This window comes from Nonomuraea bangladeshensis (genome assembly GCF_039529455.1).
GTDB lineage: Bacteria > Actinomycetota > Actinomycetes > Streptosporangiales > Streptosporangiaceae > Nonomuraea > Nonomuraea bangladeshensis.
In genome coordinates this window covers 16,477-29,807 of the sequence record NZ_BAAAMV010000018.1, presented here as the reverse complement: position 1 = coordinate 29,807, position 13,331 = coordinate 16,477, and the positions used below count along the sequence as shown (strand labels likewise).

General features: G+C 73.8%; 12 protein-coding genes. 6 read left to right on the top strand and 6 right to left on the bottom strand.

Annotation, left to right across the window (positions count from 1 at the left end; genetic code table 11):
• Positions 1-58 precede the first annotated feature (58 nt).
• Both ABD292_RS43880 and ABD292_RS43875 read right to left on the bottom strand, forming a co-directional pair.
• On the bottom strand, positions 59-757 hold the full coding sequence (locus ABD292_RS43880) for a DUF2786 domain-containing protein (RefSeq protein WP_344218424.1): 699 nt from the start codon (positions 755-757) through the stop codon (positions 59-61).
• Between the two features lie 24 nt (positions 758-781).
• Entirely contained in the window at positions 782-2,020 is a 1,239-nt protein-coding gene (locus ABD292_RS43875; protein WP_344218422.1) for a hypothetical protein, read from the bottom strand.
• Between the two features lie 295 nt (positions 2,021-2,315).
• Between ABD292_RS43875 and ABD292_RS43870 the strand changes: the two genes are divergently transcribed.
• The 3 genes from ABD292_RS43870 to ABD292_RS43860 are packed head-to-tail and all read left to right on the top strand — an operon-like array spanning position 2,316 to position 4,552.
• A complete protein-coding gene (locus ABD292_RS43870) occupies positions 2,316-3,491 on the top strand; it encodes a cytochrome P450 (protein ID WP_344218420.1) in 1,176 nt (391 codons plus the stop codon).
• An 18-nt stretch (positions 3,492-3,509) separates the two neighbouring features.
• Entirely contained in the window at positions 3,510-4,283 is a 774-nt protein-coding gene (locus ABD292_RS43865; protein WP_344218418.1) for an HAD family hydrolase, read from the top strand.
• Positions 4,280-4,552 (top strand): DUF4031 domain-containing protein, encoded by a 273-nt coding sequence (locus tag ABD292_RS43860; RefSeq protein WP_329574786.1) that lies wholly within the window; start codon positions 4,280-4,282, stop codon positions 4,550-4,552. The genes ABD292_RS43865 and ABD292_RS43860 overlap by 4 nt, the downstream gene beginning before the upstream one ends.
• A gap of 6 nt (positions 4,553-4,558) precedes the next feature.
• On the opposite strand, the gene ABD292_RS43855 is transcribed toward ABD292_RS43860, so the two are convergent.
• Positions 4,559-5,200, bottom strand: coding sequence for an HD domain-containing protein (locus ABD292_RS43855; protein ID WP_344218415.1), 642 nt, complete (start codon positions 5,198-5,200; stop codon positions 4,559-4,561).
• Between the two features lie 403 nt (positions 5,201-5,603).
• Between ABD292_RS43855 and ABD292_RS43850 the strand changes: the two genes are divergently transcribed.
• Together ABD292_RS43850 and ABD292_RS43845 are read left to right on the top strand one after the other, a co-directional pair.
• Positions 5,604-6,770, top strand: coding sequence for an alpha-hydroxy acid oxidase (locus tag ABD292_RS43850; protein ID WP_344218413.1), 1,167 nt, complete (start codon positions 5,604-5,606; stop codon positions 6,768-6,770).
• Positions 6,771-6,869: 99 nt separating this feature from the next.
• Entirely contained in the window at positions 6,870-7,289 is a 420-nt protein-coding gene (locus ABD292_RS43845) for a hypothetical protein (RefSeq protein ID WP_344218411.1), read from the top strand.
• Positions 7,290-7,297: 8 nt separating this feature from the next.
• Here ABD292_RS43845 and ABD292_RS43840 read toward each other — a convergent pair whose 3' ends face one another.
• The 3 genes from ABD292_RS43840 to ABD292_RS43830 are packed head-to-tail and all read right to left on the bottom strand — an operon-like array spanning position 7,298 to position 12,562.
• A complete protein-coding gene (locus ABD292_RS43840; protein WP_344218409.1) occupies positions 7,298-10,501 on the bottom strand; it encodes an ATP-binding protein in 3,204 nt (1,067 codons plus the stop codon).
• A complete protein-coding gene (locus tag ABD292_RS43835) occupies positions 10,498-11,829 on the bottom strand; it encodes an oxygenase MpaB family protein (RefSeq protein ID WP_344218407.1) in 1,332 nt (443 codons plus the stop codon). Before ABD292_RS43835 ends, ABD292_RS43840 begins: the two co-directional genes overlap by 4 nt.
• 22 nt (positions 11,830-11,851) lie before the next feature.
• Entirely contained in the window at positions 11,852-12,562 is a 711-nt protein-coding gene (locus ABD292_RS43830; RefSeq protein WP_344218405.1) for a Crp/Fnr family transcriptional regulator, read from the bottom strand.
• 188 nt (positions 12,563-12,750) lie between these two features.
• Between ABD292_RS43830 and ABD292_RS43825 the strand changes: the two genes are divergently transcribed.
• Positions 12,751-13,323, top strand: coding sequence for an RNA polymerase sigma factor (locus tag ABD292_RS43825; protein WP_344218403.1), 573 nt, complete (start codon positions 12,751-12,753; stop codon positions 13,321-13,323).
• Positions 13,324-13,331 lie beyond the last annotated feature (8 nt).

Sequence of the window (13,331 nt, the reverse complement as noted above, 5' to 3'; positions counted from 1 at the left end):
ATCTGGAACAGGGCATCGCCGGCCGGCCGACCCCGCGACCCGGACAGGGCAGGCCGGGTCAGGTCAGCTCGCGGGCGGCGGGCGACGCCATGCCGGTGCGGCCGAGGTCGGCGTGGCGGGCGGCGGCGACGCCGTCGCGGTAGCCGGTGCCGCTGGTGCGCGGGACGCTCATCCTGACGCGCGGGTAGTGCGCGGCCACGGCGCGCTCCACCTCGGCGCGGCGGTCGGCGAGGACGAGCGCGGTCCCCGTGCCGGCCGCCACCGCGTCGGACTCGGCGCCCGCCTCGGCCGCGCACAGCAGCCGGTAGACCTCGTCGGTGAAGCCGATCAGCCAGGAGCGCCGGTAGGCGCGCGGCGAGACGGCGTCGCCGGGCGGCCGGACGCGGGCCAGCCCCGAGGCCATCTGCAGCAGCAGGGACGTGGCCAGCAGGTCGGCGCGTTCCAGGTCGGCGGCGAAGCCGAAGACGTGCACGCGCTGGCCGTCGTCGCCGCGCCCGATGAGCAGCGGGCGGCAGCGCACCGCCTGGGCGACCAGGCTGACGAGCCTGGCCTTCTCCCTCGCCCAGGGTGCGGGCAGGGTGACGACGCGGTCGCCGGGCGTCTCGCGGTCGGCCCCCGGCGGCAGCGCGTCGATGCCGTGCTTGGCCATGAGCGCCGAGGCCGCCGCCATGAACGTGGCCCGCTCGTGCTCGTTGTCGGTGCGCTCGGCCTTGGCCAGGAGCTTCCTGACGCGTTCGAGTGTGCGCTGCTCGCGCAAGTGCCGCCCCCCAGGTGCCGCCGCTCAGTGCTTGGCGAGCACCCGCCCGTCGGCCCCGAGTGCGGGGAAGGCGCCCGTGTCCACGATGCCGTGCTGCTGGAACAGCGCCTCGATGAGGGCGTGTGCCTGCGGCTCCAGCTTCCACAGGGCACGATACTCGCGCGCGGTGGCCAGCGAGATGCCGATCTCCTGGGCGATGTCCACGGTCCGCGGCACGATGCCCTTGGCGATCTGCCGGTCCCAGTAGTCGCGGGCGGCCCGCTGCCGGGCGGCGCGCTCGGCCGTGGACAGCACCTGCGGGGTGGTGTCGAGCACCTCGACGTCCTCGTCCTCGTCGTCCACGAGGTCGGCCAGCGCGGGCGGCAGCGCCGGGCGGGCGGGCACCGGGTGCCGCTCGGCGTCGTGCTCCCACGGCACGCGCGGGTCGGCGTCGATGAGGGCGCTGGTGTTGTAGAGCGCGGCGATCTGGGCCAGCAGGGCCTCCTGGCGGGCCGGGTCGACGGCCAGCCCGGTGTGCTCGACGGCCTGGTCCATCGCCTTGTCGAGCCTGGCGAGGGCGGCGCGCATCTTGCGCTCCGGCGCGCCGGCCTCGCGCAGCGCCTTGGCCTTCTTGGCGGCCAGCGCGACGCGGGTGAGCCTGCGGTGGGCGTCCACCTCGCTGGCCGTGCGGTCGCTGACCTCGGCCAGGCCGAGCCGGACGAGCAGCCGCTCGGGGGTGAGCCGCCAGTTGATGCGGCCGGTGCCGCGGATGCGGTGGCGTTCGATGGCCATGCCGCGCTCCCACAGCCAGGCGGCGACCAGCGGCGCGGCGAGCCGGAAGACGGCCTCGGGCAGGCTGCGCGCGTCCATGGACGACAGGACGGCGGTCAGGCAGGTCAGCGCCCACACGGCGATGCCGTCGATGCCGGCGGAGAAGTTCTCGCGCATGTTGCGGCGGGCGCGTACGGCCGAGGTGATGATGGCGACCTCGATGAAGGCGAACAGGAGTAACCGCAGCGGCCCGTCCAGCCCCAGCACGTCGCCGGAGAAGCGCCACATGCCCTGGGCCGACACGCCGGTCGCGATGGAGGCGGCCACGATGGTCAGCACGTCCTCGATGGGGCGCGGGGCGACGTATCTGGCGAACAGCCAGGCGAGGGCTCTCCAGGCGACCCTGATCACCAGGAACGCGAGCGCCAGCCCGAGGAGGCTGAGCAGGGCGATGACCGCGGTGGCGACCGGTTTCTCGTTGACGAAGGCGGTGAATTCCTCGAATGTCGGCATCAGTCACTATCCGTGGGGGGCGTTAACTCCGGCTCTATGCGACGAGATCATCGCAGAAGGTCGCCAATCTGTACGCCAAACCCCGGCTGCCGTCCCAGTTTGCCCCGCTTTCCCAGGGTCACCTCCCCTGTCCCGGTCCGCCCGCCGGAGGACGGCGGAGCCGAACGGGAGGTCGCCCGGCGGGGTGAGGGGTAAATTCGTCCTTTCGGAGGGGCCCGGCAGGCTCTCCAGGTGGGACCATCTATCGAGGGATTTATCCCTAGATAGTGCGCTATATCCCAGCAGGACGGACACGATGGCAGACAATGAGTTCCCGCTCGTCCAGTTCATGCGCGACGGCTTCGACCCCGTGGGCGAGCTCGGCCGCATCAGGAACGAGCATCCGGTCTTTCCCATGCAGATCCCAGGCGACCAGACCGTGTACCTCGTCACCCGCTGGGAGGACGTCCGCACGGTGCTCGGCGACCACGAACGCTTCAGCAACGACTTCGCGGGCGTCATCGGCCTCGGCTCCAACCAGGAGGACCCGGGCGGTCTGGGCTTCCGTGACCCGCCCGAGCACACCCGGCTGCGCAAGTTCCTGACCCCCGAGTTCACCGTGCGGCGGCTGCGCAGGATGGAGCCGCGCATCGAGGCCCTGGTCGAGGAGGCGCTCGACCGCATCGAGGCCAAGGGCGCCGAGAGCAGGCCGGTCGACCTGTTCGAGGAGTTCGCGCTGCCGATCCCGTCGCTGGTGGTGTGCGAGCTGCTGGGCGTCCCGTACGAGGAGCGGGCCGACTTCGTCAAGATCAGCAAGGACCGCTTCGACTTCACCGCCGGGCCCGAGGCGTCGCTGCAGGCGATCAACGACGCGATGGCCTACCTCGTCGAGCTGGTCGCCAGGGAACGGCTCAACCCCGGCGAGGGCCTGCTCGGCCAGCTCCTGCGCGAGCACGGCGACGAGCTCGACGACCGCACGCTCGCCAGCATGGCCGACGGCCTGCTGACCGGCGGCCACGATACCAGCACCAGCATGCTCGCCCTCGGCACGCTCTGGCTGCTTGAGCACCCGGAGCAGGCCGCGAAGGTGCGCGAGGTCGACGGCCACGTCAACGACGTCGTCGAGGAGCTGCTGCGCTACATGTCCGTGGTGCAGGTGGCCTTCCCGCGCTTCGCCCGCGACGACCTGGAGCTGCACGGCGTACCGATCAAGAAGGGCGAGATGGTGCTGTGCTCGCTCATCGGCGCCAACCGCGACCCGCGCGCGCTCGGCGCGGACGCCGACGAGATCCGGCCCGGCCGTGACGGCTCCCACATGGCCTTCGGCCACGGCATCCACCGCTGCATCGGCGCGCCCCTGGCGCAGATGGAGATGCGCATCGCCTTCCCCGCCCTGCTGCGCCGCTTCCCGACGCTCCAGGTGGCGGGCGAGGTGACGTTCAGGGAGCTCGCCATCGTCTACGGGCTCAAGACGCTACCCGTGACCTGGTAGACGGGCTACGTTCGCCATGTGAGCGAGCCTGCTGCTGTTGACGCGCCCGTCATCGACCTCACCCGGGTCGGCGCCGTCGCCTTCGGGGCCGACGGCGCGGTCACCGACACCGCCCGGGGACACGCGGCCGCCTGGAAGCACGTCTTCGACACCTTCCTGCGCGGCCGCTCCGCGCCGTTCGACATCCGTGAGGACTACCTGCGCCATCTGGACGGGCGGCCCCGCCTCGACGGGATCCGCACGTTCCTCGCCGCGCGCGGCATCACGCTTCCCGAGGGCACGCCGGACGACGAGCCGGGCGCCCCCACCGTGCACGGGCTGGGGCTGGCCAAGGACCGGACGTTCCTCGCCCAGGTGGACGCGTACGGCGTGGCCGCGTTCCCCTCCGCCGTGGCGCTGCTGCACGAGCTGCGGCGGCGCGGCGCCAGGACGGCGGCCGTGTCGGCGAGCCTGCACGGACGCCGGCTGGTGCGGGCCGCCGCCCTGTCCCACCTGTTCGACGTGATCGTCGACGGCGCGGACGCCGCCGAGCTGCGCCTCCCCGGCCAGCCCGACCCCGCCCTGTTCCTGGAGGCGGCGCGCCGCCTGGAGCTGCCGCCGGCCCGCGTCGCGGTGGTGGACGCCGCGCGCGCGGGCGTGGAGGCGGCGGGCAAGGGCGCGTTCGGGCTGGTCGTCGGGGTCGTACGCGAGAGCGGGCAGACGGACGAGCTGCGCGCCGCCGGGGCCGGGACCGTCGTCGCCGACCTCGGGGAGATCGAGGTGCGCGGGCGGGTCCTACCCTTGTCCTCGTGACCGTTCTCATCGATCCTCCCAACTGGCCGGGGCCGCGCGGGCTCATGTGGTCGCATCTGGTCAGCGACCACACGCTGGACGAGCTGCACGACTTCGCCGCGCTGCTGGGGGTGCCGGAGCGGGCGTTCGACCGCGACCACTACGACGTGCCCGAGACCGTGCACGCGCGGGCGGTGTCGCTGGGGGCCGAGGCGGTCAGCTCGCGGGAGCTGCTGCGCCGGCTGGTCGCCGCGGGGCTGCGCCGCCGCAAGCGGCACCTGCCACGGTGAACGCCGTCAAGGGGCGGTGAGTGAGGCGAGCTCGGCGGTCATGTTCGCGCGGGCCCGTTCCTCCCACAACGCCCGGCCGCGGGCGGTCCGGTAGAGGCTGGGGGTGGCCAGCAGGCGGCGCAGGACGTCGGCGCGGCCCAGCCTGAACAGGTCGTCGGGGACGTGGGCGTACTCACGGCGGACGGCGGCCGCGTAGCCGGCGTACCCGTCGGCCGGGCCGCCCAGGACGGCGAGGTCGGCGTCGCACAGGACGGCCCCGTTCGCGTCGCCGTCGGCGAGGGTGTCGTGGACAGCGGTCAGCCGGACCAGCCTCGCCACCTCGGCGACCACCGCCGGGGCGACGCCACAGCGCGGGAGCCTGGACTGGGCGAGCTGGGCGCTGCGCTCCTCGTCCCGGCCGGGGTGGCCGTCGTAGACGGCGTCGTGGAACCAGGCGGCCAGGCGGACCGCGTCGGGGTCGGCGGCGTCACCGGCCAGGTCGTCCACGGCGGCGAGCACGGCGGCCAGGTGGGCGCGGTCGTGGTAGCGGCGGTGCGGCTCGGACCAGCGGGCGACGAGCTCGGCGCCGGTGGCGAGGGCGGCGGCCGACGCCCCGGCGAGCCGCACCCACGCCGCCACGAGCCCGCCGTCACTACGGTGATCATTCACGCCCCCACCGTAGACGGCCGAGGCCCCTGGGGAGGCGCGGGGGGTGCCCGCAGACGGCCGAGGCCCCTGGGGAGGCGCGGGGGGTGCCCGCAGACGGCCGAGGCCCCTGGGGAGGCGCGGGGGGTGCCCGCAGATAGCCGGGGTTCCTCCCAGAGGCGGGAGTGCCCGCAGACGGCCGAGGTCCTTCGGAGAGGCGGGAGGTCCCCGTAGACGGCCGAGGTCCCTCGCAAGGCGCAGGGGGTGCCCGCAGATGGCCGGGTCCCTCGGGAGGGGCGGGGGTGGCCGTAGGTGGCCGGGTCCCGATCAAGGTATAGGGGGTGATCTCGGGTTTTGGTAGCGTCGGGGTATTGACGGGAGTGCGGAGGAGCGGCGGCGGCTGCCGCGGTGGCGGGAGCTGCGGGACGTGCTGCCCGGGCGTCCCCGCCTCTCCCGGGCCGGACGGGTGGCCGCGGCGGCGGACGTCGGCGATCTGCGGGAGCTGGCCAGGAGGCGCGCCCCGCGCATGGTGTTCGACTACGTGGACGGCGCCGCCGAGGGCGAGTGGTCGATGGTCAGGTCGGTGGAGGCGTTCCACCGGGTGGAGTTCCGGCCGAGGGTGCTGCGTGACGTGGCCGAGGCGTCGACGGCGGTGGAGGTCCTGGGCCGCAGGATCGCGATGCCGGTGGTGCTCGGCCCGACCGGGTTCACCCGGATGATGCACCGGGCGGGCGAGCGCGCCGTGGCCAGGGCGGCGGAGCGGGCGGGCGTCCCCTACACGCTGTCCACCATGGGCACCACCCCGGCTCCCGCGGTGACGGCGGCGGCCCCCGGCGGCTGGAACTGGTTCCAGCTCTACGTGGTCCGCGACCGCGCCCGCACCCTGGACATGCTGGCCACGGCCCGCGAGGCGGGCATGGACGTGCTGGTCGTCACCGTGGACGTGCCGGTCGCCGGGTCACGGCTGCGCGACGTCAGGCACGGCCTCACGGTGCCGCCGGCCCTGCGCTGGCGCAGCGCGCTGCAGGCGCTGGCCCGCCCCGCGTGGTGGTTCGACTTCCTGACCAGCGAGCCGCTGCGCTTCGCGACGGTGGACGGCGCCCCCGGCGACCTGGCGGGCATCACGAACCTGATGTTCGACCCGTCCGTGACGGTCGCCGACCTGGAGTGGATCCGGTCGGCGTGGCGGGGACCGCTGCTGGTCAAGGGCGTGCAGCGGGTGGACGACGCGAAGGACCTGGCCGACGTGGGCGTGGACGGGCTGGTCGTGTCCAACCACGGCGGCCGGCAGCTCGACCGCTCCCCCACCCCGCTGGAGCTGCTGCCGGAGGTGGTGGACGCCGTCGGCGACCGTACCGAGGTGTTCCTGGACGGCGGCGTGCGCACCGGCGCGGACGTCGCGGCGGCGGTCGCTCTGGGCGCGCGGGCCTGCTTCGTCGGCCGGGCCTACCTGTACGGCCTGATGGCGGGCGGCGAGCCCGGCGTGACCCGGGTGCTCGACCTGCTGCGCGCCGAGCTCGTACGGACCCTGCAGCTCCTCGGCGCGCCCGGCGTCGAGGGCCTGGACCGCGACCTGGTGCGCCTGCGCCCCTGACCGCCGCCGCTGCCGCGAAAAGCACGCGTATCTGGGCGGCGGTGCCGCCGCTCTGCTCCTTCACACGGGGACCTGGTCCTCACCCGGAGAGGAGAGCAGATGGCGACCGGAGAGTTCCAAGTGATGAAAGTGCCGGCGGAGCAGCTGGCCGGTGCCCTTCACGGCCAGGTTGTCGATCCGGGCGCGCAGCCCACGACCGTCGTCAGATGCGGCGAGGGGTGGACCGTGGACGTGAGCTGGGAGGTGTCGGGTGAGCTCATCGACTGGTTGCAGGGCCGATGGCAGCTGGAGATCATCGCCGACTTATTGGGCGGCGGCGAGAGCCGGCATCCCTCGCCGCCCGTGGAATTGACGTTCACCCCGGGGTCGGGCCGATATACCGCCTCGATCCCGATGCGTGGCCAGCTCGCCCCCGGAACCTATGACCTCGTGGTCAACCTCACCACCATGACCGCCGCCGGCACCGCGGGGGCGCTCGGCGGCTTCGTGGTGCTCAGCAAGATCATGGTGAAGGAGTGACGGCGGAGTCAGCGAAGACGGCGGTCCAGGAGCAGCGCGCCCCGTCCGGCCAGCAGCGAGGAGCACCACCGGCGCAGGTCGGCCGGTCTGGGCCCGCTCACCTGGCCGCCGTCCAGCAGGTCGGCCCAGTCCAGCAGCGACTCGGCGAGCATGAGCGGCACCTCACGCCGCTCGTGCACCTCGGCGGCGGCCTCGAAGTGCTCGGCCGCCCGCCGCGGCTCGCCCATGATCACGGACAGGTGGGCCAGGTAGTGGTGGCCGCAGTGGTGGGCCACCGTCGAGTGGCCGAACGTGTCGCCCTCGCCGGACAGCGCGTCGTAGAGCCGCGCGGCCAGGTCGGGACGGCCGAGCCGGCCGGCGGCCACGGTCAGGTTGTCGAGCGCGGGGCGGTGCGCCATGTTGCGCGGCGGGACCGCGCCCCCGTCGGCGAGGATGCGCTCCAGCAGCGGCCCGGCCTCCTCGTCGTCCAGCTCGCTCAGATAGCGCAGCACCGCGTGCACGGGGTCCGCGCGGGGCGCCTGGGCGGCGCGGCGCAGCCGGTCGCGCAGCTCCCACAGCCGGCCCTGGAGCCGGCGGATCTCGGCGATCTGCTCGGCGTAGATGGCCACGGCCTCCAGGCGGCGGCCGATCTGCGAGCCGAGCCGCAGCGCCGCCTCGGCCTCGGCCTCGGCCTGCGCCAGGTCGCCCTGCATGAGGGTCAGCCCGGCCCTGGAGTAGCCGACCAGCCAGTGCAGGTGCGGCTGCGCCAGCCGGTGGGCCAGCTCCTCGGCACGGTCGAGCAGGGTGGCGGCGCGGGCGGCGTCGCCGCTGTCGAGGACCGGCGGGGTGCGCTGGACGTAGGCGTGGAACAGCGCGAGGTCGTCGCCGGTGCGGCGGGCCGCCTCCAGCATCTCGTCGCCGTCGCGGTGGCGCTGGTGCAGCGGGTCGGCCGGGATGATGGTGAGGCTGCGCAGGCCCAGCACCAGCGCGAGGGTGCGCGGGTCGCCCGACTTGCGGGCCAGCGCCACCGCCTCGTCGCTGAGCGCGAAGCGCCGCTCCCCGTCGGGGGCCCAGATCAGCTCGGCGGCCAGGTTGGCGGCCAGCAGCGCGCGGGTGCTGACGTCGGTCGAGTCGACCTGCCTGCGCGCCTCCTCCAGCAGCGCGATGCGCTGCCGGTCGAGGGCGGCGTTGATGCCGGAGAAGGCGACGCCGCCGAGCGCCGCGGTGACGACGAGGTCGCCGCGGCCGCACTCCAGCGCGAGGTCGGCGGCCTGGCCGAGGGTGGCCCGCGCCTCCGGGTGCCCGGCCAGCCACATCGCCCGCCCGCAGCCGACCAGCAGCTCGGCGCGGCGCTCCGGGGACGTGCCCGGGGTGTCGTCGAGCAGGTCGAGCACCCGGCGGTACCAGGTGACGGCCTCGTCGTGGGCGAGGCCCTTCAGCGCGTGCCCGGCGGCGAGGACCCCGGCCTCGGCCGCCGCGCTCACCCTGGCCGGGTCGCGGCCGTGCTCGGCGGCGGCCATCAGGTGCCGCGCCACGACGTACGGGCGCGTCTCCATGGCCCGCGGATCGGCCTGGCACAGCGCGTCGGCGACCTTGCCGTGCAGCAGCCCGGCGCGCGGCGGCGAGAGCGTGGCGTAGAGGGCGTTCCTGGTCAGCTCGTGCGGGAAGCTGCACGCGCCGCGGGCGGACATGGCGACCAGGCCGGCGCCCAGCGCCTCCTCGGCCGCAGCGACGAAGCGGGCCTCGTCCAGGCCGAGGGCGGCGCGCAGCTCGGCCGACTCCATGTGCTCGCCCACGGCCAGCATGCTGACCAGGTCGCGGGCGTCGGTGTGGAGCTGCGCCAGGCGGGCCCGCACCATGCGGGTGACGGAGTCGGGCACGCCGAGCGCGTCGAGCTCCTTGCCGGCGGTCAGCTCGCGGGCCATCTCGCTGACGAGGAAGGCGTTTCCGCCGGTGACGCGGTGCAGCAACTCGGCGTCGGCGCCGGGGCGCACCTCGGCCAGCACGCCGGCGACCTCCTCCAGGCCGAACGAGGCGACCTGCAGCACGCGGCCGTCGGCGGCCAGCTTGAGCAGCTCGGGCATGGCCGTCTCGACCGGCGCAGGCCGGGACGTGGCCAGGATGAGCAGCGGCAGGGCGTCGGCGTCGTACATGAGGGCGTTGAGCATCTGCAGCGACTCCAGCGTCGCCCACTGCAGGTCGTCGATGACGAGCAGCACCGGGCGCACGGTGGTGAGCCGTTCGATCAGGGTGCGCGCGGCGGCCATCAGGTGGTAGCGCTCGGAGACCGGCTCGGTGGCGGGCGGCACCTCCAGCGACAGCGGCGGCGCGGCGAGCGACGGCGCCAGCCGGACGAGCTGGCCGCACTGCTGGTCGATCCCGGCCCGCAACAGCAGCGCGGGCGAGGTGCGGGCCAGCCGCTCGACGGCTCCGGCGATCGGCTCGTACGCCTGCCGCGCCGGATCGGTGCACCGCCCGGCCAGCACGGTGAACTGCCGTTTGAGCGCCTGCCGCGCCGCCATCGAGGCCAGCCGGGTCTTGCCCACCCCCGGCTCGCCCTGGAGGATCACCAGCCCGCTGCCGAACTCGGCCGCCGCGAGCTCGGACTCCAGCGCCCGCAGCTCCTCGCCCCGGCCGACGAAGGTCAGCTCCCGCTCGCCGGACAGCCAGGTCGGCAGCGCGCCGCTCTGGTGGTGGTCGGCGTTCTGCCAGTGCAGCTCGTAGGTGTGCATCGGCTCGCGCAGGCCCTTGCCGGACATCCGGCCGAGGTCCTTGAACTCGTGCCGGCTGCGGCCCTGGGCCAGGCGGCGCACCAGGTCGGTGCAGAGCACCTGACCGCCTTCGGCGATCGCGACCAGCCGCGCCGCCTCCACCGTGGGCAGCCCGGACACGTCGTCATGGCCCCAGCAGACGTCGCCGGCGGCGAGCGCCGCCTTGATGGAGATCTTCTCCATGGCGCGCTCGTTCTCGTCGGCGACCGCCTGCTCGACGGCGATGATCGCGTCGAGGCCGGCGGTCGCCGACTCGAAGACGGCCATGAGGCCGTCGCCGAGGCTCTTGGTGAAGGTGGCGCCGTTGGCCTGCGCCACCGAGCCGAGGAGCCGGCGGAGGCGGCGGAAGACGTCGTTGGCGCGTTCCTCGCCCAGCCTGACGCGCAGCGCGGTCGAGCTCACCACGTCGGTGAACAGGATCGTCGCCGTGGTGAGGGTGCCTGGTTCGTGCGGGACACTCACGCGCGCAGCCCCTTTCGCCCCTGCGCGGGCGCTCGTTCGGTCTTGCGCACACTTCTGCGGACAGTCTTGCGGACATTCTTACGGACGGCGCGCCGGATCTCACGTGATTTGACCGCGGTCTTCGTCTGCCTGATCCGCCAGGCGCCGGCCAGCTCGGGCGGGATGCGGAAGGCGGCCTGCCCGTCGGAGTGGCGGTCGACCAGGGCGACCACGAGGTGCCGGCCCACCCTGCGCACCAGCCCGCGCACCACGCGGTCGACCGCGCGGCCCAGCCACGGCCGCCGGTGCGCCGCCTTGGCCAGGGCGAACAGCGCGGTGAACCACCACGCGGGCGGCGGCACCTCCAGCAGCTCGGGCACCCGGTCGGCGCCGTGACGGGCGTCGCGGAAGACCCAGTGCACCAGGCTGCGCGGCAGCTTGCGCCAGCCGAGGTGCATGAACTCCTCCATCTCGGCCAGCAGCATGGACATGAGCAGCCGGCCCTCGGGGCTGGACTCGTACAGGCGGCCCATGCGCTCGCTGACTGGGGCGACGTCGTCGAGGGTGAGCGGCCGGTCGCGGCACGCCTCCACGCCCATGAGGTGGCCGAAGACGCTCCAGGTGTAGAGGTGGGCCTCGCGCTGCTCGTCGGTCAGCGTCACGCCCATCGTCTCCAGCGCCTCCCAGGTGACCACCGTGAAGTCGAACAGGGTGGCCAGCAGCAGCTCCTGGTTGACGGGCGGGCCGAACCGCTCGGTGTCCCAGTGGTCGCCGTAGCGCTCGTCGACCAGGGCGCGCACGAACGCGTGCAGGATGCGCAGCCCGAACGCCGTGGTGTGGCCGGGGCCGCCGGGCAGCAGGCTGTCGGTGGCCTTGAGCCCCATGACGTCCACCAGCATCTGCCCTGTCTCGGCGACGCGGCGGGTGAGGCCGTGCGTGGCGAGCTGCGAGACCCCGGCCAGCACGCGGGCGCTGGAGACCTCGACGTACGCCATCGGCAGGCACTTGCAGAACAATGCGGCCGACTGGTAGAGCCCGTAGTCGGCGAACACCGCCTGGCCCTTGGCCAGCAGCTCGGCGTCGCGGCCCCATTCGGGCAGGTCGGCGGCGAAGTCGAGGGCGTCGAAGATCTCGGAGGCGGGCGGCGCGCCCGAGGGCTGCCTGGCCTCCTTCTTGGCCTCCCCCAGCTCCTTGACCACGGCCTTCACCAGCTCCAGCGGGCCGAGGCCGTCGTCGCGCTCCTTGAGGTGGCGGGCGACGACCTCGTCCATCTCGGGGTCGGCCATCTGCCTGAGCTGCCGGAACCTCTCCTCCGGCCAGCGATCGTGGGCATCCTCGCGTCGGTTCATGGTCCCCGTACTCCAGATTCGGTCAGAGGCCGCCCCGCCTGCGCAGTGCGGCGACGTCCAGCAGCGTGATCGTGCGGCCCTCGATGGCGATGAGCCCCCGTGACACGAGCGACTGCAGCGCCCGGTTGACCGCCGGCCTGGTCGCGCCGATGAGCGCGGCCAGGTCCGACTGCGTCAGGCCGGGCAGGTCCACCACGGCGTCCGCCGTGCCGTGCTTGCCGGCGAGCTCCAGCAGGAGCTTGGCCAGCCTGCCGCCGAGGTCGAGGAAGGCCAGGTCGGCCGCCTGCCCGGTGAGCCGGCGGACGAGGTGGCCGAGCAGGTGCAGGAACTCGTCCGCCAGCGCGGGATGCTCGCGCATCAGCTCCAGCAGTCGCGCCCTGGGCAGCGCGAACACCCATGAGGGGCGCACGGTGACGATCGACGCCGAGCGCGGCGAGCCGTCGAGCAGCGCCAGCTCGCCGAAGGTGTCGCCCCTGCTCAGCATGTTGAGCACGATCTCGTCGCCGTGCTCGGTGGTGAACACCACCTTGACCAGGCCGTCCAGCATCGCGTAGAGGGACTCCCCCGGGTCCCCCTGGTGGAAGATGATCTGCCCCGACCGGTAGCGGCGGGCCAGCCCGGCCCGCAGGGCGCTCCTGACGCCGTCCTCTCCGAGTACGCGGAACAACGGGATCTCCGCCAGCGCGGCGGCGAGCTGCTGACCGTCCCGCGAGGGCCCGCTGAACCCGTTCATGCCAGAACTCTAGGCCGCAATCGGCGGCCCGGCAGTAACCGGTAAGCGGTCTCTTCCACATCGCGAATGTGACGAGGAACACATCCGGACTGTCACAAGCGCGACAGACGCCGCGGATCTTCAGGCGGACCGTGAGAGGGCCGGTCGGAAGAGGCCCCCCGAGTAGCCGTGCCGGCGAGGAGTGGAACATGCAGTTGGAGACCGTCGACCGCCTCGACACGGGCGCTCTGGTGGCGGCCGCGCAGCAGGGCGACGCCGGCGCCTGGGAACGGCTGGTCGAGGAGTTCACGCCGATGCTGAAGGCGCGCATCCGCCGCTTCAGGCTCGGCCACGAGGACGCCCAGGACGTGCTGCAGACGACCTGGCTGCTGGCCTGGCAGAACCTCAAGAGCGTCGCCGACGGCCAGCGCATGGCCGGCTGGCTGGCCACGATCGCCTTCCGCGAGTGCCTCAAGCTGACCAAGAGGACGCGCGAGATCTGCACCCCCGACCTCGACACGGTCGGCAGCACCGACGACGTGGACAGGGAGCTGGCCAGGATCTGGCTCGCCGGGACCCTCGAAGAGCTGGTCGAGGGGCTGCCGGACGCACAGCGGGTGCTGTTCAGGGCGCTCACGGAGACCTCCGAGCCGCATTACGTGGACGTGGCGCGCAGGCTGGGCAGGCCGGTCGGGAGCATCGGGCCCACCCGTGCCCGCTGTTTCGCGAAGCTGCGCGGGATGCTCCAGGCCCGCGAGATCACCAGGGACTTCCTCGATTGATCCACCCG